The sequence below is a fragment of the Sporosarcina siberiensis genome, assembly GCF_042681925.1.
In the GTDB taxonomy this organism is placed as follows: Bacteria; Bacillota; Bacilli; order Bacillales_A; family Planococcaceae; genus Sporosarcina; species Sporosarcina siberiensis.
Genome location: NZ_JBHUGI010000034.1, coordinates 240,626 through 259,166, shown reverse-complemented (window position 1 = coordinate 259,166; position 18,541 = coordinate 240,626). Strand labels below are relative to the sequence as shown.

Genomic DNA, 18,541 nt, shown 5'->3' with positions numbered 1-18,541 from the left:
CCGTTTTAATGCTTTTTTATTTACTCATCTGAAAGCATTTCATCATAACTGAGCTTAACACCCTCATATACATAGAGTGTCGCAAGCAGATGTGGTTGAACGATGCGCTTGTTGTCGTCACCGGGGAGTAGTCCTTGCGCTAATCCAGTGTAGATATATGTTGTTGCAAGGTCTGCAAGTTCATTGTTCGCTTCAGGCTTTCCGGAAGCGACAGCGGCGAATGGAATGAACTCGCTTGCGAGACGTCGAGCAAGTTCTAAAACGCGTAAATCGGCCTCGTTTCTCGATAAAATCCATACACGATCTGCTTTTCCAATGGACATGCCGATTACATAGGGATGGATGTTTTCGAACGGTTCGACACCGAGTTTGGCTAATAAATACACTGCTTCCATTTCATCGAAACCAGCAAGAATGACTCGTCCCTCACCAATGGACGCTTGTGCCAGAAGTCTTGCAGTTTCTTCAATGGAATCTGCGTTATTTGCACCAATTCGTTGCAATAAACCATTGATTTGTGTGGTTAACATTTTCATTTTGGACCCTCCGATAAATAATTGAAGTACTATTTAACCTTAACTTAATCTTAGGAAAATAAGCTTAAAAAAAGGATGTTACGCTTATAGTGAAGAATATACCATTATGAAGCGAAATGCCAACGAGCTACTAGAAAGAGAGGATGCATGTGAAAAATCTGTTAATTGTTGACGATCAAACAGGTATCCGTCTTCTACTTGATGAAATATTTCGTACAGAGGGACATCTAACAACACTTGTAGCAAATGGATTGAAAGCAATCCAAGAAATGGAACAGAAAACCCCAGATTGCGTACTTTTGGACATGAACATGCCTGGGATGGATGGTCTTGAAGTTTTAAGAAGAATGAAACAAAGATGGCCAGAAGTGCCTGTTTTAATGATGACTGCTTACTCTGATTCTGAATTACAAGAGGAAATAATCAGAAATGGCGCAAATGCCTTTTTTGAAAAGCCGTTTAATATTGCCGAATTGGTGAGTACGGTGAACGAAATCTTGCGAAGCTAACTAAGCAGACAGTGGTAAACACTGTCTGCTTTTGGTATGATAATAGTAGTAAATAACAGGATCACTTAGAAGCGAATGACACAGCAAGACATCCAAGGAGGAACATCAATGGCTTTAGTTTCAATGAAAGAAATGATGATAAAAGGTAAAAAAGAAGGATATGCAATCGGTCAATTTAACTTAAATAATCTCGAATTTACACAAGCGATTTTACAAGCAGCAGAAGAAGAACAATCACCGGTAATCCTTGGCGTATCAGAAGGTGCTGCAAGATATATGGGCGGCTTTACTACTGTCGTTCATATGGTTAAAGGACTCATGCACGATTATAAAACAACTGTTCCAGTAGCGATTCATCTGGATCACGGCTCAAGCTTTGAGAAATGCAAAGAGGCCATTGAAGCTGGATTTACTTCAGTAATGATTGATGCATCAACAAAACCACTTGAAGAAAATATTCGAATTACAAAAAGTGTTGTAGAGTATGCACATGAACGCGGTGTATCCGTTGAAGCGGAACTTGGTGTTGTTGGAGGACAAGAAGACGATGTTATCGCAGATGGCGTAATTTATGCGGACCCAGCGGAATGTAAGGAGCTTGTCGATAAGACTGGAATTGATTGTCTTGCGCCTGCCCTTGGATCGGTCCACGGACCCTATCAAGGCGAACCGAATCTAGGTTTTGAGGAAATGGAAGTCATTTCGAAACAATCGGATTTACCACTTGTTTTACACGGTGGAACTGGAATTCCAACGAAGGACATTAAACGTGCAATTTCTCTGGGATCGGCGAAAATCAATGTCAACACGGAGAGTCAGATTACAGGTACGCAAGCTGTTCGTGATACACTAAATGCAGATTCAGAAGTTTATGATCCAAGAAAATATTTAACACCAATGCGAGATGCCATTAAAAAAACGGTTATCGGCAAAATGCGTGAATTTGGTAGTTCCGGAAAAGCGTGAGTTTGTTTTATTGAAGAGGAGAAGCACCGAGAATGGTAGATTTCTCCTCTTTTTTTGATACTAAATGGAGGTTAAAATCATGAAGTTTTTTATTGATACAGCAAACTTTGAAGAAATTAAAGAAGCCCACAGCTGGGGAATACTTTCGGGTGTAACGACAAACCCTTCTCTTGTTGCAAAGGAAGATGTGCCGTTTCATGAACGTTTGAAACAAATTACGGAGCTTGTTGACAATTCCGTTAGTGCGGAAGTAATTTCTTTGGATGCGGAAGGGATGCTAAAAGAAGGTCGCGAGCTTGCAAAAATCGCTCCAAACATCACAGTAAAACTACCGATGACACCTGAAGGATTAAAAGCATGTTCTGTTTTTAGAGATGAAGGCATTAAAACGAATGTCACGCTCATTTTCAGTGCAAACCAAGCCCTTCTTGCAGCCCGGGCAGGTGCTTCATATGTTTCCCCGTTTCTTGGAAGATTGGATGATATCGGTCAGGATGGAATGACTTTAATCGCCACGATTGCTGATATTTTTATGCTTCATGATATTAAGTCTGAGATTATCGCAGCATCGATTCGCAGTCCACAGCATGTTACGGATGCAGCATTAAACGGTGCGCACATAGCGACGATACCGTTCAATATACTTCAACAAATGTTTAAGCATCCTTTAACAGATAAAGGAATCGAAGCGTTTCTATCGGATTGGGAAACAAGAAAGAATAAGTAATGTACTAAAGGAGAGCAAAATGGACGTTTATAAAATAAAAGGCGGCAAACGCCTACAAGGTACAATTAAAGTAAGTGGGGCTAAGAACAGTGCAGTGGCTCTTATACCTGCTTCCATTTTAGCGGATTCGATGGTTACAATCGATGGGCTTCCCGAAATTTCAGATGTACACACTTTGCAAGCCTTACTGGAAGATATTGGCGGGAAAGTGAATTTTGAAAACGGACAGATGACAATCGATCCTTCTGAAATGATTTCTATGCCGCTACCCAATGGAAATGTGAAGAAATTACGTGCCTCTTATTATTTGATGGGTGCGATGCTCGGTCGCTTTAAACATGCAGTAATTGGTCTTCCAGGCGGTTGTCATCTCGGTCCAAGACCTATTGATCAGCATATTAAAGGGTTCGAAGCACTTGGAGCCAAAGTAACAAATGAACACGGTGCAATTTATTTGCGTGCTGAAGAACTACGCGGAGCAAAAATATATTTAGACGTAGTAAGTGTAGGGGCAACCATTAATATTATGCTTGCGGCGGTTTTAGCAAAGGGTCGTACAACAATTGAAAACGCAGCAAAAGAGCCTGAAATTATTGATGTTGCTACATTGCTATCCAATATGGGTGCCAATATTAAAGGTGCCGGAACAAATGTAATTCGTATTGAAGGCGTTGAAAAATTACACGGCACAAGACATACAATCATTCCAGACCGTATTGAAGCTGGAACGTTTATGATTATGGCAGCAGCAGCAGGAGACGGCGTCACAATTGATAACGTAATTCCTTTTCACGTAGAAGCATTAACTGCGAAGCTTCGGGAAATGGGTGTTAACGTTGTCGAGGAAGATGAACGTATTTTCATTCCGAAGACTGAAAAGTTACAAGCTGTTGATGTAAAAACACTTGTCTATCCAGGATTTCCAACAGATCTCCAACAACCTTTTTCTGTCCTCTTAACTCAAGCCATTGGGTCGTCAATCATCACGGATACGGTATATTCAGCAAGATTCAAGCAAATCGACGAAATCAGCAGAATGAATGCAGACGGACGTATCGAAGGCCGTTCAGCCATTTTGTCTGGCCCGACAAAACTTCAAGCCGCAACTGTAGTGGCGTCAGACCTCCGTGCTGGGGCAGCTCTTGTTCTTGCAGGTCTTCTTGCTGAAGGAGAAACTGAAGTACAAGAAATCCAACACATTGAACGTGGATATAGTTCGCTCATCGAAAAACTTCAAGGTATTGGAGCAGATATTCGTAAAGTATCGGTTTCAGAAGAAGCGATTGTTCGCGATTAAATAAAATCTCCATTTATTTTGTGATACAATAATTCAAGTAATAAATATTGCGGATGTTTTCGTAAAAACAGGAGGAACAAAAATGGAACGTAGTTTATCAATGGAGTTAGTTCGTGTAACGGAAGCAGCAGCAGTATCATCGGCACGTTGGATGGGGCGCGGCTTGAAAAACGAAGCAGACGATGCAGCAACTACAGCGATGCGCGTCGTTTTTGATACAATTCCAATGCAAGGTGTGGTTGTTATTGGAGAAGGCGAGATGGACGAGGCGCCAATGCTTTATATCGGAGAAAAGCTTGGAACTGGAGTCGGTCCAGAAGTGGACGTTGCAGTAGATCCGCTTGAAGGAACGAATATCGTTGCAGCAGGTGGCTGGAACGCACTTGCAGTAATTGCGATTGCAGACAAAGGAAACCTTTTGAATGCACCGGATATGTATATGGATAAAATTGCTGTTGGCCCAGAAGCTGTAGGTAAAATCAGCCTTGATGCTACCGTAACTGAAAACTTACTTGCGGTTGCCAAAGCAAAAAACAAAGACATCGGAGACGTAGTTGCAACGGTTCTTAACAGAGAACGTCATGCAGATATTATTGCTGAAATTCGTGCAGCAGGTGCTCGTATTAAACTCATCAATGATGGTGATGTAGCAGCGGCTATCAATACAGCATTCGATAATACAGGCGTTGATATTTTATTTGGACTTGGTGGTGCCCCTGAAGGCGTTATCGCTGCAGTCGGTTTAAAATGTCTCGGTGGTGAAATTCAAGGAAGACTTGTTCCTTCGAATGATGAAGAACGCGCACGTTGCATAAAAATGGGTCTAGACGTAGAGAAAATCCTTTATATGGATGATCTTGTTAAAGGCGATGACGCTATTTTTGCCGCAACTGGTGTAACAGACGGTGAGCTTCTTCGCGGAGTGCAATTTAAAGGCGGATACAGTGAAACACATTCACTTGTTATGCGTTCCAAATCAGGAACAATTCGATTCGTTGAAGGTCGACACAGCATGAAGAAAAAACCTCTACTTGTTATGCAAGACTAACTAACCTCTATGTCCGGCGACTATGCCGGGCATCTTCGTTCGTATTTTGCGTTATTAAGTTTACGAAAACCTCAAAATTCATACCCATTAAATTAAAGAGTGGTGCATTAAATGACAATATTGACAATGTCGGTGCTTGAAAACATGACTCTAAAAGAGTTGTACGCCCTTGCTAAAGAATTCAAAATCTCTTATTATGCTAAATTAACAAAAAAAGAACTGGTGTATTCTATTCTAAAGGCGAGAGCTGAACAGGATGGCTTCTTTTTCATGGAAGGCGTTCTTGAAATCATTCAATCAGAAGGGTATGGATTTTTACGTCCTATCAACTACTCTTCAAGTTCAGAAGACATCTATATTTCTGCCTCACAAATCCGCCGCTTTGATCTTCGAAACGGTGACAAAGTAACTGGGAAAGTACGACCTCCAAAAGAGTCTGAAAGGTATTATGGACTTCTTCAAGTTGAAGCTGTAAACGGAGACGACCCTGAAGAAGCTCGTGGCCGTGTGCATTTTCCAGCACTTACGCCGCTTTACCCAGAACGTCATATCAAACTTGAAACAGATGCTTCGAGTCTATCAACACGTATTATGGATCTTGTTGCACCCGTGGGATTTGGCCAACGTGGTTTGATAGTTGCACCGCCTAAAGCAGGTAAAACGTTGCTGCTAAAAGAAATTGCGAACTCAATTACAACAAACTATCCGGATGCTGAACTCATTGTCCTATTAATTGACGAGAGACCGGAAGAAGTGACGGACATTGAACGTTCGGTTAAAGCAGACGTTGTAAGTTCAACGTTTGATGAATTGCCGGAAAATCATGTTAAAGTTGCGGAACTTGTACTTGAAAGAGCGATGAGACTTGTAGAGCACAAGCGGGATGTCATTATTTTAATGGACTCCATAACACGTTTGGCACGAGCGTATAACCTCATTATTCCGCCAAGTGGTCGAACACTTTCAGGAGGAATCGATCCCGCCGCATTTCATCGTCCAAAACGATTTTTTGGAGCAGCTCGTAACCTTGAAGAAGGCGGCAGCTTAACTATTCTAGCCACAGCACTAATTGATACAGGCTCAAGAATGGATGAAGTAATTTATGAAGAATTCAAAGGAACTGGTAACTTAGAGCTCCATCTTGACCGTCATCTCGCAGAGCGACGAATTTTCCCAGCACTTGATATTCGTCGCTCAGGAACACGAAAAGAAGAGCTTTTAATTCCAGAGGATCAGCTTACGAAGTTATGGGCAATCCGAAAAACATTTTCTGATGCACCAGACTTTGTCGAACGCTTCTTGAAAAAACTTCGTCAATCCAAAACAAACGAAGAATTCTTTGAGAAACTAGACTCGGAAATGAAAACTCATCGCAATGGAAAAGGACTTTTATAAAAGTAAATAGACAAGAATGCTTCCGAAATTAAATAGTTGCATTCTAAAAAAATACTTGTTATAATTCATTTAGTAATAATTAATCGATTTGCTGCATATCCGGCTGACATAAACGGGCCGTGTAAGGCATCAGTCTTAATAAAAACTCTGTTCCAGATGGTTCAGGGCGAGAGGAGAAAAGACCGATGAAAACAGGAATACACCCAGATTACAAACTTGCAACAGTTACTTGTTCATGTGGAAACTCATTTGAAACAGGTTCAGTAAGAGAGGACATTCGTATCGAAGTTTGTTCAGATTGTCATCCATTCTACACTGGACGTCAGAAATTTGCTCAAGCGGACGGCCGTGTCGACCGTTTCAACAAAAAGTATGGCCTCAAAGAAGAAGGACGCGAAGAAGAAACAGAAGACAAAGAATAAGTCTTTCCAATATCCGTCAGGTGCCTATGCATCTGACGGATATTTTTGTTTGTTCTTTGTCAAATGACGATGGTGAAGTTTTTAATAAGTATATACTGAACAAAAGAATTGTGTTGCTACTCGCTGATTTCCGTTCCGACCGGACGCGTTCCAGTGTCGAAGAATAAAAACCATTCTTCTTAGGGCCACTCGTTGAGCCTCCTCGTCGCGAAAACCACGCTCCTGTGGGGTCTCGACATTCGTGCTGATCCCATTGGAGTCGCCGGTCTGCACTCCAATCAGCAAGAATTTGCGGGAAATATAAGTGCGTTTTTTAAAAGATCTAGTAAGGCTCATACTCGAGCAATTTCCATATAGCTCTCTTTACTTTTCAACGTGCAATCTTAGATGCTTGGAGTGCAAGGCAGTCTAAAACCACGACGTCCTGTCGTAACGACTGCATGACCCACTTCGTGTGGGCCCGCGGCTAAAGATGACTCTGGGAGGATTTAGGAAGAATGAATTTCAATTCTTCCCGGGGACAGGTGAAACAACCAACGGTGTACTTGAAATACCATGTGAAAAGGACAGCTCTAAAATCAGTTTTTGTAGACTATTTAGACACGCCTGTAACAAATTAAAAACTTCAATTATAGTTGGCTAAATTTTTTCATCAAAGTCATTTGCCAAAGAACCATTTTGTTTGGCTTAAAATAATTGCGTAAATTGTGGGTATTCTATCGAGAGTTGTGACGCATTTCAAACATTTAAAAGAGGGGTCACATTCAATGAGTTTTCAAGTATAATTAAGACTCACATAGGAAACTAAGAAAGACGATATAAAACGTTTGAAATGGAAGGGGAATTAATATGCAACCAATTTTGCGTGGTGGTTGGATTGAAATAGTGTGTGGCAGTATGTTTTCGGGTAAGTCAGAGGAGCTCATTCGGCGCGTGAGAAGAGCGCAATTTGCGAAACAAAGAATCATTGTTTTTAAACCTGAAATAGATGATCGCTTTAGTGAAGAAGCAGTTGTGAGTCATAATGGAACGACAGTAATCGCAAACCCGGTTGCGAGTTCGTTACACATCATCGAGTCCGTAACGGAGGACTATGATGTCGTTGCAATCGATGAAGCACAGTTTTTCGATGATGGCATTGTTGAAGTAGTAATGGATTTGGCAGACCGTGGATTCCGGGTAATCATCGCTGGACTGGACCAAGATTTTCGCGGAAAGCCATTCGGACCGATGCCGGAACTAATGGCAGTTGCCGAACAAGTAACAAAATTACAAGCCGTCTGCATGGTTTGCGGAGCCGCGGCAAGCAGAACTCAACGTCTCATAAACGGCGTACCTGCTGGTGAAGAAGATCCCGTAATCTTAGTTGGTGCATCTGAAGCATATGAAGCAAGATGCCGCAAACACCATGAAATTCCAAAAGGTCAATCCATAGCTAGCCACGCGCATACCAACTAAATGAAATACCTAGCCCGTCCAGCAACTTCGACGGGTTTTTTATATTTTAGTGGATTTAAAGAGCTGTGTAAGAATGCTATGAATATACTAGAGCGTTGCGAAGTTTGCTGACAACGTTGTGAGGTTTGACTGGAGTGTTGCGAGGTTTGACTTGAGTGTTGCGAAGTTTCCCTAAAACGTTGCGAGGTTTGTGAAACGTTGTGAAGTTTAGCAAAAACGTTGTGAGGTTCAGCTTTTGTGTTGCGAAGTTTCCCTAGAACGTTGCGAAGTTCGTAAAAAGAACGGCAAAGAGACTCCTTTTCATTTGAAAAAAAGCAACTGCCTTAATTAGCGCAGCTGTTCAATTATATATCGCGTTTATAATTCAATATATAGATGCTAGCGGGGGGATTTCCTATCCGCTTAAGAGACGATTTACGTAGTGTGGTACTTGCTGCGAATTTTGATTTCAAGAGAAGGAAATCCATACATTCCTTATTTGAAATGGTTGGTTTGATGAGTAAAAACCAATCATGCAGAGAGTGTGCGACTTCATGGTCGCCGTATTTACCACATTGAGCACAGTGCCATTTTCTCCCTTGAGTTCTGTACATTACTTCATTGCAGGAGTGACAAAGAACGCCATTTCTTAAAAGCATTGGGTTAATCTCGTATTTTACGCAAAGTGGTGTTTGGTTCCAGGTAACTTGACTTTTCATTATTTGTGAGGCGAGTGATTTGATTTCCTGAGCACTGAGAGAACTATTTAATTCTGGAAGTTCACTTATATATCGTGGAAGTTGCTTCCCATACATCATATGAACGGTCTCAGGGATACTATCTAAATTGGTTTTTTGATTAGCCATGACAAGTATTTCATCGATATGAATATTAAAATTGCGAAGTTCCATCCAGCGTCGTAGACCCTCTTTCGCGCGAATTAGTTGGTGAATGACGCAATCGAACTTTTCAACAAAACCGTCATTGGATATCTTAATTGTTTTTCCGCCGGCTTCGTCAAATTGTATTGTGCCTGAATACTTTTTGATTTCTAGAATTATTGCTCGGGTTGGAGTTAGGATGAGTGTGTCGATTTGGAACGTATATAGGGGATTAATTTGTAAAGTGATATTTTTCAGGATTTTGGTGTCGCGGGGGAATTCGATCTCATGTAATATGCGATCGACGTCGAGCTCTCCAGAATAGCCAGCTTCAATTTGATAGGCTTTTAAGGTCATTGCATTTACCAGCTTATGATTTACGGGTAGCCGTGCAAGCAATCGTTTTAATGCAAACAATTCGGGTGGCGGATGTCTTTTTGTATGAATTTATTATCACTTCCTTTTCGAATATTCAAACATATCATATATAAGTCTATGGAAAGAATCAAGTCTTATTTACGAAGAGAAGATAATAATGTATCAATTTGCAAAACGTTGTGAGGTTTACTGACAGTGTTGCGAAGTTTATCAGAAACGTTGTAAGGTTAAGCTTGAGTATTGCGAAGTTTCCGGAAAGCGTTGCGAGGTTTGTGAAACGTTGTGAAGTTTGGCATTAACGTTGTGAGGTTTAGCTTTAGCGTTGCGAAGTTTCCTGGAAGCGTTGCGAAGTTTTGCGCGTGTGGTGTGAATTGTGGGTTAATGAGGCTTAAACTGTATTTAGCGGTGCAATTCCCGTACAATTATAGATAAAATAGTTTTTGGAATGAGGTGCGTACGATGTTTGAACGTTTAGAAGTGGTGGAAGATCGATACGATCATTTGAACGAAATGCTCAGTGATCCAGATATCGTGAGCGATGTAGCAAAACTCCGTGAGTATTCGAAAGAGCAATCGGGATTACAAGAAACTGTGGATACGTATCGTCAATATAAATTGAAGCTAAATGAGCTGAAAAGCGCTAAGAGTTTATTAGATGAACCGCTGGATTCTGAAATGAAAGAGTTGGTGAAACTCGAGATTTCGGAACTGGATGATGAGATTGAAACAATTGAAGAGAGATTAACAATGCTCCTTGTTCCGAAAGACCCGAATGATGAAAAAAACGTCATTATGGAAATACGCGGGGCAGCGGGTGGGGACGAAGCGGCTTTATTTGCAGGCAGTCTTTACCGGATGTATACACGTTTTGCGGAAGCTCATCACTGGAAAGTAGAAGTGATGGATTCGTCGCCAACAGAACTGGGCGGCTATAAGGAAATAATATTTATGATTACCGGCAAGGGTGCGTATTCCAAATTGAAATTTGAGAACGGTGCACACCGAGTTCAACGTGTTCCTGAAACGGAGTCCGGTGGAAGAACGCATACATCCACAGCGACTGTTGCCTGTCTTCCTGAAACTGAAGAAGTAGAAATTGAAATTCATGAAAAAGACATTCGAACGGATACATTCGCTTCATCTGGACCTGGTGGACAGTCCGTAAACACGACAATGTCAGCCGTCCGACTTTACCATGCACCAACGGGAATTACGGTTTCGTGTCAAGATGAGAAATCTCAGATTAAAAATAAAGAAAAAGCGATGAAGGTACTCCGCGCGCGTATCGCAGACAAAATTACGCGAGAAGCGCAAGCAAAGTATGATGAGAAGCGGAAATCTGCAGTAGGTACCGGGGATCGTTCTGAACGAATTCGCACGTATAACTTTCCGCAAAATCGTGTGACGGATCATCGCATCGGACTTACCATTCAAAAGTTGGACCAAATCATTGAAGGTAAATTGGATGAAATAATTGATGCACTTACGCTTGAGGAACAAGCATACCGTCTGGAAAACTTGGACCAAAATGACTGAGCGCATCTATGAGGCTTTGAATAAGGCCTCGACTTTACTTGAGGAAAAGGAATTAGACCCTGGCGCAGCACGCATTTTAATGGAATTTATTACACAGAAGTCTCGTACAGATCTGTTCACGGATATACGAGACTTCCTTCCGGCAGAGCAGCAAGAAGAGTTTTGGGTGAAAGCGGAAGAATTGTTTCAAGGGAAACCCGTTCAATACATTATTGGTGAAGAAAGTTTTTATGGGCGTATGTTTGAAGTGAATGAACATGTCCTGATTCCGCGTCCTGAAACGGAGGAACTTGTTTACGGTGCCATCGAACGATGTGCATCTCTTTTTCCGAATAAAAAAATAAACGTTGCGGACATTGGTACTGGAAGCGGAGCCATCGCGATTACATTTAAAAAAGAATGGCCAGAAGCGTTGGTGACAGCAACGGATATAAGCGGTGAAGCACTCACTGTTGCGAAACGAAATGCGCAAACGCTTGAAGCGGACATCGCATTTTTAGAAGGAGATTTGGCGGATCCACTTTCAGAAAGTAAGTGGGATGTTATCTTGTCCAACCCACCGTATATTGCGCGTAGTGAGGCTGTGGAAATGTCGGAAACGGTTTTAGCACACGAACCGCACTCGGCTTTATTTGCAGATGAAGATGGTTTGTACTTTTATCGGAAACTTGCAAAAAGTCTTCCACAACTTATGAACAAATGTTCACTCATTGGAGTGGAAATTGGCTATTTGCAAGGACCAGCTGTGCATAAGTTATTTCAAGATGCATTTCCGGGGTCCGTGGTTGAGACTGTGAAAGATATTAACGGCAAGGATAGAATAGTATTTTGTAAGAGTTGTGAATAAAATCTTTCTACTTCGGCAACAATGCGAAGTAGGAGGGGATCATAATGTTAACAGATTACCAGATTAGTGAAAGCGCGATTCCAAAAAAGACTCGATATGAACGAATCGTACCTTATATTGAATTTATTTTATTATTAATCATACTTCAATCTGCACTTATATTTATGACAAGTGGTGCGGCGGAGGACGAAGAGGTCATTCGCTTTCGTCTTCTAGCCCACTCAAACGCTCAAGTGGACCAGCAAGTAAAATTGGCAATCCAAGCGGAAATCGAGCCACTCATTCAAAATGCTGTGGCAACTTCTCAGTCCGTTTCGGAACTTGAGACAAATTTAGCAGCAATCGAAAAGACAATTATCGAAGTAGCCAGTGTGCATTCAAACGGAAATTCAATAAAGCTTGAGAGAAAAGAAGCGTTATTTCCACCAAAAAGATCCGGTTTTTTTATTCATCCACAATCTATGCACGATTCTTATATATTAACAATTGGTAGCGGACGTGGGGATAACTGGTGGTGTTCGATTTTTCCGAAGATTTGTTTTCCTGAACAAGCACCAAAAGAAGAGGAAGAGGTCACATTCTTTATTTGGGAGTGGATAAAAGGAGTCTTTTCTTAAGGTTACTAACAAAAGTTGTGGATAACAACGATGAACTGTGTATAAGAAAGGAGTAACACATGAACACTAAACTAATTTCAGTGGATAACTTTCTGGATAACAAAGATAGTTATGAACAGGCTGTGGAAATATTGAAAAATGGTGGAGTGGTCGCCTTTCCGACAGAAACGGTTTATGGGCTTGGTGCTATTGCTACAGACGAGCAAGCCGTACAGAAAATTTTTGAAGCGAAAGGCCGGCCATCTGATAATCCACTCATTGTACATATTGGTAATAAAGAAGACGTCTCAAAATATGCGACGGGCATTTCGGAAGCGGCAGAAAAACTGATGGATGCTTTTTGGCCAGGTCCATTAACGTTGGTGTTTGATAAAATTCCGGGGGTTGTTGCAGAGAACGTTACACCTGGAGTAAATACCGTCGGACTTCGAATGCCGGATCATCCCGTTGCGCTAAGATTGTTACGTGAACTTGGAATGGCGCTTGCGGCACCAAGTGCGAATCGGAGCGGTAAGCCGAGTCCAACCGAAGCTGCTCATGTTGAAGAAGATTTAAAAGGTTTAATTCCGTTAATATTGGATGGTGGACAAACGGGTATCGGACTTGAATCTACCGTAATTGACATGACGATAAACCCACCAGTAATTTTGAGGCCTGGTGGTGCGACACGAGAAATGATTGAGGAAGTGATCGGGCCTGTACAATCGAGTGCGGGTGAAACGGGTGACAAAACACCTCGTTCACCTGGAATGAAGTACTTACATTATGCACCAGAAGCTCCTTTATACGTCATTTCTCCAAATGAAGAAAAAATTCGTAGCGCTGTAATGACGCTCAAAAATCAAGGTAAGAAAGTCGCGGTCATTGGCCCAGATGAATTTCAATCAACGGATGCAGATTGGTATTTTGCTGTCGGACCGATCCATGACAGTGAGAAAATGGCTGTCAACTTATATCGTGCCTTACGTCAATGTGACTCGACAGAAGCAGATATTATACTTGCTGTTGAAACAGACTTAAGTGGTTTTGGAGCAGCGGTTATGAATCGATTATCTAAGGCTTCTGAAGGCAAAAATTATATCGACTAAACTGAATACGTATGACCTCCCCGAACGCCGCATAGTATAAAAAGATGCGATATTCGGGGAGGTTTTATTTTGAACGAGATATTTGCTGCCTTCGTTACTTCATTAGACGTCATCATTGTGTATACTTTTTTACGAATCAGAAGAGGAAAGTTTTTGCTTGCACTTTCGACTTCGTTCTTAAATATGGCTTTTCCGTTATTGGGATTCATAACCGGCGAATTTTCCTCGCATTACTTCATTGGTTGGAGTTCGCTGCTATCGGGAACTTTATTATGTTTAATTGGTTTACATATGATCTTGCAGGAAAGTGATGATGGCTCCCAAGTGGGAAGAGTAAATCCCTTAATTATTGCGTTGGCTGTGAGTGTAGACACCTTTTCAGTAAGTGTTTCATTTGGTATGATTCATATGAACAAACTAATTTTTATTGTTGCATCGGGCTTATTTACATTAGTATTGTCGTATGCGGCTCTTAGATATAAAGGGAATATGGGTGTCAAAGGTAGTAGAATTTTAAGGAGTTTAGTAGGAGTGGCTTTAATCGGAATGGGTGTAATGTCATTCTTTCGTTGAAAAGCTCTATTTCTTTATTTAGAAAAGTCGGGTATTATGAATGAAGTAGGTGATGAAAATGAATATTTATTTTATATGCACAGGAAATACGTGTAGAAGTCCAATGGCTGAAGCGATACTCCGTTCTAAAGAGATTGCAGATGTGGTTGTTAAATCAGCAGGTATTTATGCGTCAAATGGGGACCAGGTTGCAAGAAATGCGAAAACACTTATTGAAGAAGCGGGGATGCCGTACACACCCGTTTCTAAAGCAGTAACAAAAGAAGACCTTGGCTGGGCGGATGTCATTTTAACGATGACTGAAATTCATAGAGCAATCTTAATTGAAACATTTCCAGAAGTGGATGGAAAAGTATGGACATTAAAAGACTTTGTGAAACCGGGCTTTGATAAAGATATACATGATCCATTCGGCGGTGATTTGGAGACGTACCGATATACATTTGGTGAGTTGTCGACAACAATTGAAGCGCTTGAGCGGAAACTGACGGAGGGGTAGTAATGAAGACACGGGGGAAAAAGAAGTTTGGTTTGCGATTAAAGCTAGTTATCTTCATAACGGCACTTGCAATTGCAACGTATTCGACGAGTGCAGTATTTATTAACATCATTCAGCCGCAGTTTTTTCCGAATGCAAACACGTTTTGGTTTGGAGTTATGACGTATGGATTGGGGATTGCTTGGTCAGGTGTTCTAGCGGGGATATTTGGAACAATTCTAACGAAACCGTTGCAAGATCTTGAGGCTGCTGCGATTAAAGTTGCGGATGGCGACATTGGAACCGACATTAAGTTGCCGAATTCGTCGGATGAAATTCGTTCTGTAGCAGAGGCGTTCCAACATATGGTCGTTAATTTGCGAACAATTGTCGGTCAAATTGAAACAAACTTTGAAAAGACTGCCACTACTGTAGGGAATTTATCAGCTGAAACGGGTTCGGCTGCTCGACAAGCACATGCTGTTTCATCCACAATTATTGAAATTTCTTCCGGTGCTGAAGAATCGGCAATTGCGATTCAAGAAACAGCTGAAGCAATTGAAGACGTACGTTTATTGGCAGTTGAAGTAAGTAGTAGAGCTGAAGAATCGTCGGAACGTTCTAAAGAAATGCTGGAAGAGTTAGGTACGACAACAGCTGTTTTTCATTCCCTCGTTGAAGGCATTCGTACTATGTCGACGCAAAGTGAAAGATCGCTGGGCACAATCCGGCAACTCGATGAAAATGCAAAGAAAATTAGTGAAATTGTTCAATTGGTTGGAAATATTGCTGCGCAAACGAATCTTCTTGCCCTCAACGCGTCCATCGAAGCTGCTCGAGCAGGTGAGCACGGTGCTGGATTTGCCGTTGTTGCAGAAGAAGTACGTAAGCTAGCGGATGAAAGTGCTCGTGCTGTGCAAGGAATATCAGGTCTTGTCGCTTCCATTCAAACTGATGTTTCTAAAGTAGTTGTGGAAATTGAACAACAAGTACATACGGCAATGAATGAAGCAGACCGAGCAACGGAAACAACAGGAAATGTAGAAGCGATGTCTGGAAAAGTCAATGGGATGGCAGATTCAGTCATTGAAATTACAAAGTTTGTCGAACTACAGCTGAAAAACATTGAAACGACGGCACGTCAATCCCAAGAAGTTGCTGCCATTGCGGAAGAAACTTCTGCTGGGGCACAAGAAGTTGCATCTGCGACGGAAGACCAAGTTCGTGCTATAGGACAAGCAGATTCACTTGCGAGTGATTTAAAGAGACAATCGGAAGAACTATACGAAGTGATCAACCAGTTCGACTTAACAAAAAGATGATTTATAAAAAACAGCCTCGAATTTTGTTCGGGGCTGTGTTTTTTTGTTGAATAAGTGATAGAATGAGTTGTATCTATATTGAGAAAGTAGGGACATGATGAAAATCGCGATATCTTCTGATCACGGGGGAAATAGGCTCCGTATGGAAATCATTCAATTGTTAACTGAACTAAACGTGCAATTCGACGATCTCGGTCCAGCTACAGATGACTCCGTCGATTACTCGGATTTCTCCACACCTGTCGCACATGGAGTTGCAGCGGGTAAGTATGACCGTGGTATTCTAATTTGTGGAACAGGTATTGGCATGTCTATTGCAGCAAATAAAGTCAAAGGAATTCGCTGTGCACTCGTCCATGACGTTTTTAGTGCAAAAGCAACTCGAGAGCATAATGATTCAAACATACTTGCCATGGGAGAGCGTGTAATCGGCCCGGGTCTAGCAAGAGAAATTGTAACTACGTGGTTAAACACTTCTTTTGAAGGCGGTCGTCACGAACGCCGTGTGGAGAAGATGATGAAACTCGAGAACTAACCTGCAGGAGGGAACTATTGTGGATACTCTAAATGAATGGAAGCTTCAGCTTGAACAACTTTTAGTTGAAATGGCGGAACAAACTCAGTTCGCACCTGGTGGATTGTTCGTCGTTGGGTGTTCGACATCTGAAGTGGCTGGCAGTCGAATTGGTACAGCAGGAGCATTTGAAATTGGAGAAACACTTTACGAGCCTTTGAAAAAGTTTGCAGAAGAACATAAGTTGTACTTAGCATTTCAAGGATGCGAACATATTAATCGAGCATTAACAATTGAGCGTGAAGCGGCGATGAAGTATCATCTCGAACCCGTTTCGGTCGTACCGGTTGTTCAAGCGGGTGGATCGATGTCCGCTTATGCTTATAAGCAATTGAAAGATCCAGTCGTAGTCGAAGAAATTAGTGCCCATGCTGGAATTGATATTGGGCAAACATTAATTGGGATGCATTTAAAGGCAGTTGCCGTTCCATTACGTACATCCGTCACGAAAATTGGGGATGCGGTTGTTACAATTGCAACGACTCGCCCTAAAAATATCGGCGGGGAACGAGCCGTCTACTCAAAATGAGTACGTTGAAAAAGGGTTATTCCTGCTATATGCAGATCTATATATCACTTAAAAAGGGGACAAAATAATGAGCTTAGAACATGTTAAACAACAGGATTCAGTAATTTACGATGCAATCATGGCGGAGAAAAAACGTCAGCAAACAAATATTGAGTTGATAGCATCTGAGAACTTCGTTTCTGAGGCGGTAATGGAAGCACAAGGTTCTGTACTTACGAATAAATATGCTGAAGGCTATCCAGGTAAACGTTATTACGGTGGTTGTGAGCACGTAGACATCGTTGAGAATATTGCACGCGATCGCCTCAAAGAAATTTTTGGTGCAGAATTTGCAAACGTTCAGCCCCACTCAGGTGCGCAAGCGAATATGGCAGTGTATTTTGCAACCCTAGAACCAGGTGATACAGTACTCGGCATGAATCTTTCACACGGAGGTCACTTAACACACGGTAGCCCAGTGAATTTCTCAGGAGAACTTTATAACTTTGTTGATTACGGTGTGAGCAAAGAAGACGAGTTGATTGATTACGAAGATGTTCGTCAAAAAGCTTTAGAGCATAAGCCAAAAATGATCGTTGCGGGCGCAAGTGCTTACCCACGTGAAATTGATTTTGCTAAATTCCGTGAAATTGCAGACGAAGTCGGCGCAATTCTATTTGTCGATATGGCACATATTGCAGGTCTTGTCGCAGTTGGAGAACATCCAAATCCAGTTCCACACGCGCACTTTGTTACTTCAACTACACATAAAACATTGCGTGGTCCACGTGGTGGATTCATTCTTTGTTCAGAAGAAGACGGCAAAAAAATCAATAAATCAATCTTCCCTGGAGTTCAGGGTGGTCCATTGATGCACGTTATTTCTGCAAAAGCGGTCGCATTTGGAGAAGCACAACAACCTGAATTCAAAACATATATTCAACAAGTAAAGAAAAACGCAAAGCAACTTGCTGAGTCACTTATGGCTGAGGGAGTTGACATTGTATCAGGTGGAACGGACAATCATTTACTGCTCATCAACCTTCGTTCACTTGGACTAACGGGTAAAGTTGCAGAACATGTTCTTGATGAAGTTGGAATTACTGTGAATAAAAACACGATTCCATACGATTTGGAAAGTCCATTTGTTACATCAGGTGTTCGTATCGGTACACCGGCTGTTACGAGTCGTGGATTTAAAGAAGAAGAAATGAAAGAGATTGCATCGATTATTGCAACACTTTTAAAGAACCATGAAGATGAAAATGTGAAAAAAGAGTCTCTTGACCGTGTGCATGCGCTCACAGACAGGTTTCCACTATATGCATAATTAGGCAACAAGCCGCTTACCGTTCGCGGGAAGGCGGCTTGTTTTTTATTAAACTTAGTTGAAGGAAAAGGT

The 18,541-nt window shown here is 41.6% G+C and carries 20 protein-coding genes; 18 read left to right on the top strand and 2 right to left on the bottom strand.

What is annotated here, in order from left to right:
* Positions 1–20 precede the first annotated feature (20 nt).
* Positions 21–536: a DUF2529 family protein gene (locus ACFSFY_RS15210; protein ID WP_381539483.1), complete on the bottom strand. Its 516-nt coding sequence runs from the start codon at positions 534–536 to the stop codon at positions 21–23.
* 143 nt (positions 537–679) lie between these two features.
* Here ACFSFY_RS15210 and ACFSFY_RS15205 point away from each other — a divergent pair, with 143 nt between their 5' ends.
* From ACFSFY_RS15205 to ACFSFY_RS15170, 8 genes are all read left to right on the top strand, one after another.
* Positions 680–1,045, top strand: coding sequence for a response regulator (locus ACFSFY_RS15205; protein WP_381539481.1), 366 nt, complete (start codon positions 680–682; stop codon positions 1,043–1,045).
* Positions 1,046–1,153: 108 nt separating this feature from the next.
* Positions 1,154–2,011: a class II fructose-bisphosphate aldolase gene (locus ACFSFY_RS15200; protein ID WP_381539480.1), complete on the top strand. Its 858-nt coding sequence runs from the start codon at positions 1,154–1,156 to the stop codon at positions 2,009–2,011.
* A 79-nt stretch (positions 2,012–2,090) separates the two neighbouring features.
* Positions 2,091–2,738, top strand: a complete 648-nt coding sequence (gene fsa / locus ACFSFY_RS15195; RefSeq protein ID WP_381539478.1) for a fructose-6-phosphate aldolase — start codon at positions 2,091–2,093, stop codon at positions 2,736–2,738.
* A 19-nt stretch (positions 2,739–2,757) separates the two neighbouring features.
* A complete protein-coding gene (locus ACFSFY_RS15190) occupies positions 2,758–4,035 on the top strand; it encodes a UDP-N-acetylglucosamine 1-carboxyvinyltransferase (protein WP_381539476.1) in 1,278 nt (425 codons plus the stop codon).
* An 82-nt stretch (positions 4,036–4,117) separates the two neighbouring features.
* Positions 4,118–5,083, top strand: coding sequence for a class II fructose-bisphosphatase (gene glpX, locus ACFSFY_RS15185; protein ID WP_381539474.1), 966 nt, complete (start codon positions 4,118–4,120; stop codon positions 5,081–5,083).
* 111 nt (positions 5,084–5,194) lie between these two features.
* A complete protein-coding gene (rho, locus tag ACFSFY_RS15180) occupies positions 5,195–6,478 on the top strand; it encodes a transcription termination factor Rho (protein ID WP_381539472.1) in 1,284 nt (427 codons plus the stop codon).
* 185 nt (positions 6,479–6,663) lie between these two features.
* Positions 6,664–6,900: a 50S ribosomal protein L31 gene (gene rpmE, locus ACFSFY_RS15175; protein ID WP_381539470.1), complete on the top strand. Its 237-nt coding sequence runs from the start codon at positions 6,664–6,666 to the stop codon at positions 6,898–6,900.
* A gap of 849 nt (positions 6,901–7,749) precedes the next feature.
* The gene (locus ACFSFY_RS15170) at positions 7,750–8,358 is read left to right on the top strand and encodes a thymidine kinase (protein ID WP_381539469.1); all 609 of its coding nucleotides are present in this window, start codon (positions 7,750–7,752) and stop codon (positions 8,356–8,358) included.
* Between the two features lie 344 nt (positions 8,359–8,702).
* Here ACFSFY_RS15170 and ACFSFY_RS15165 read toward each other — a convergent pair whose 3' ends face one another.
* Positions 8,703–9,575 carry a nuclease-related domain-containing protein gene (locus ACFSFY_RS15165; RefSeq protein ID WP_381539467.1) on the bottom strand — a complete coding sequence of 291 codons (873 nt, stop codon included), beginning with the start codon at positions 9,573–9,575 and terminating at the stop codon, positions 8,703–8,705.
* A gap of 480 nt (positions 9,576–10,055) precedes the next feature.
* Between ACFSFY_RS15165 and prfA the strand changes: the two genes are divergently transcribed.
* The 10 genes from prfA to ACFSFY_RS15115 all read left to right on the top strand — a co-directional run bounded on the left by prfA (position 10,056) and on the right by ACFSFY_RS15115 (position 18,469).
* A complete protein-coding gene (gene prfA, locus ACFSFY_RS15160) occupies positions 10,056–11,132 on the top strand; it encodes a peptide chain release factor 1 (RefSeq protein WP_381539465.1) in 1,077 nt (358 codons plus the stop codon).
* Positions 11,125–11,979 carry a peptide chain release factor N(5)-glutamine methyltransferase gene (gene prmC / locus ACFSFY_RS15155; protein ID WP_381539463.1) on the top strand — a complete coding sequence of 285 codons (855 nt, stop codon included), beginning with the start codon at positions 11,125–11,127 and terminating at the stop codon, positions 11,977–11,979. The genes prfA and prmC overlap by 8 nt, the downstream gene beginning before the upstream one ends.
* A gap of 44 nt (positions 11,980–12,023) precedes the next feature.
* Positions 12,024–12,596, top strand: coding sequence for a stage II sporulation protein R (locus ACFSFY_RS15150; protein WP_381539461.1), 573 nt, complete (start codon positions 12,024–12,026; stop codon positions 12,594–12,596).
* Positions 12,597–12,655: 59 nt separating this feature from the next.
* Positions 12,656–13,684 (top strand): L-threonylcarbamoyladenylate synthase, encoded by a 1,029-nt coding sequence (locus tag ACFSFY_RS15145; RefSeq protein WP_381539459.1) that lies wholly within the window; start codon positions 12,656–12,658, stop codon positions 13,682–13,684.
* A gap of 69 nt (positions 13,685–13,753) precedes the next feature.
* On the top strand, positions 13,754–14,257 hold the full coding sequence (locus tag ACFSFY_RS15140) for a manganese efflux pump MntP (RefSeq protein WP_381539457.1): 504 nt from the start codon (positions 13,754–13,756) through the stop codon (positions 14,255–14,257).
* Positions 14,258–14,315: 58 nt separating this feature from the next.
* Positions 14,316–14,756, top strand: coding sequence for a low molecular weight protein arginine phosphatase (locus tag ACFSFY_RS15135; protein WP_381539455.1), 441 nt, complete (start codon positions 14,316–14,318; stop codon positions 14,754–14,756).
* A gap of 2 nt (positions 14,757–14,758) precedes the next feature.
* Positions 14,759–16,057, top strand: coding sequence for a methyl-accepting chemotaxis protein (locus tag ACFSFY_RS15130; RefSeq protein WP_381539453.1), 1,299 nt, complete (start codon positions 14,759–14,761; stop codon positions 16,055–16,057).
* Between the two features lie 97 nt (positions 16,058–16,154).
* Positions 16,155–16,592, top strand: a complete 438-nt coding sequence (gene rpiB / locus ACFSFY_RS15125; protein ID WP_381539451.1) for a ribose 5-phosphate isomerase B — start codon at positions 16,155–16,157, stop codon at positions 16,590–16,592.
* A gap of 19 nt (positions 16,593–16,611) precedes the next feature.
* Positions 16,612–17,160, top strand: a complete 549-nt coding sequence (locus ACFSFY_RS15120) for a TIGR01440 family protein (RefSeq protein WP_381539449.1) — start codon at positions 16,612–16,614, stop codon at positions 17,158–17,160.
* A gap of 67 nt (positions 17,161–17,227) precedes the next feature.
* Positions 17,228–18,469, top strand: coding sequence for a serine hydroxymethyltransferase (locus tag ACFSFY_RS15115; protein ID WP_381539447.1), 1,242 nt, complete (start codon positions 17,228–17,230; stop codon positions 18,467–18,469).
* The last annotated feature ends 72 nt before the right edge of the window (positions 18,470–18,541 follow it).

Excerpts from the sequence above, each read along its gene's own strand:
- ACFSFY_RS15210 (WP_381539483.1), bottom strand. The coding sequence starts at position 536 with ATGAAAATGTTAACCACACAAATCAATGGTTTATTGCAACGAATTGGT.
- ACFSFY_RS15205 (WP_381539481.1), top strand. The coding sequence starts at position 680 with ATGCATGTGAAAAATCTGTTAATTGTTGACGATCAAACAGGTATCCGT.
- ACFSFY_RS15200 (WP_381539480.1), top strand. The coding sequence starts at position 1,154 with ATGGCTTTAGTTTCAATGAAAGAAATGATGATAAAAGGTAAAAAAGAA.
- fsa (WP_381539478.1), top strand. The coding sequence starts at position 2,091 with ATGAAGTTTTTTATTGATACAGCAAACTTTGAAGAAATTAAAGAAGCC.
- ACFSFY_RS15190 (WP_381539476.1), top strand. The coding sequence starts at position 2,758 with ATGGACGTTTATAAAATAAAAGGCGGCAAACGCCTACAAGGTACAATT.
- glpX (WP_381539474.1), top strand. The coding sequence starts at position 4,118 with ATGGAACGTAGTTTATCAATGGAGTTAGTTCGTGTAACGGAAGCAGCA.
- rho (WP_381539472.1), top strand. The coding sequence starts at position 5,195 with ATGACAATATTGACAATGTCGGTGCTTGAAAACATGACTCTAAAAGAG.
- rpmE (WP_381539470.1), top strand. The coding sequence starts at position 6,664 with ATGAAAACAGGAATACACCCAGATTACAAACTTGCAACAGTTACTTGT.
- ACFSFY_RS15170 (WP_381539469.1), top strand. The coding sequence starts at position 7,750 with ATGCAACCAATTTTGCGTGGTGGTTGGATTGAAATAGTGTGTGGCAGT.
- ACFSFY_RS15165 (WP_381539467.1), bottom strand. The coding sequence starts at position 9,575 with ATGACCTTAAAAGCCTATCAAATTGAAGCTGGCTATTCTGGAGAGCTC.
- prfA (WP_381539465.1), top strand. The coding sequence starts at position 10,056 with ATGTTTGAACGTTTAGAAGTGGTGGAAGATCGATACGATCATTTGAAC.
- prmC (WP_381539463.1), top strand. The coding sequence starts at position 11,125 with ATGACTGAGCGCATCTATGAGGCTTTGAATAAGGCCTCGACTTTACTT.
- ACFSFY_RS15150 (WP_381539461.1), top strand. The coding sequence starts at position 12,024 with ATGTTAACAGATTACCAGATTAGTGAAAGCGCGATTCCAAAAAAGACT.
- ACFSFY_RS15145 (WP_381539459.1), top strand. The coding sequence starts at position 12,656 with ATGAACACTAAACTAATTTCAGTGGATAACTTTCTGGATAACAAAGAT.
- ACFSFY_RS15135 (WP_381539455.1), top strand. The coding sequence starts at position 14,316 with ATGAATATTTATTTTATATGCACAGGAAATACGTGTAGAAGTCCAATG.
- ACFSFY_RS15130 (WP_381539453.1), top strand. The coding sequence starts at position 14,759 with ATGAAGACACGGGGGAAAAAGAAGTTTGGTTTGCGATTAAAGCTAGTT.
- rpiB (WP_381539451.1), top strand. The coding sequence starts at position 16,155 with ATGAAAATCGCGATATCTTCTGATCACGGGGGAAATAGGCTCCGTATG.
- ACFSFY_RS15115 (WP_381539447.1), top strand. The coding sequence starts at position 17,228 with ATGAGCTTAGAACATGTTAAACAACAGGATTCAGTAATTTACGATGCA.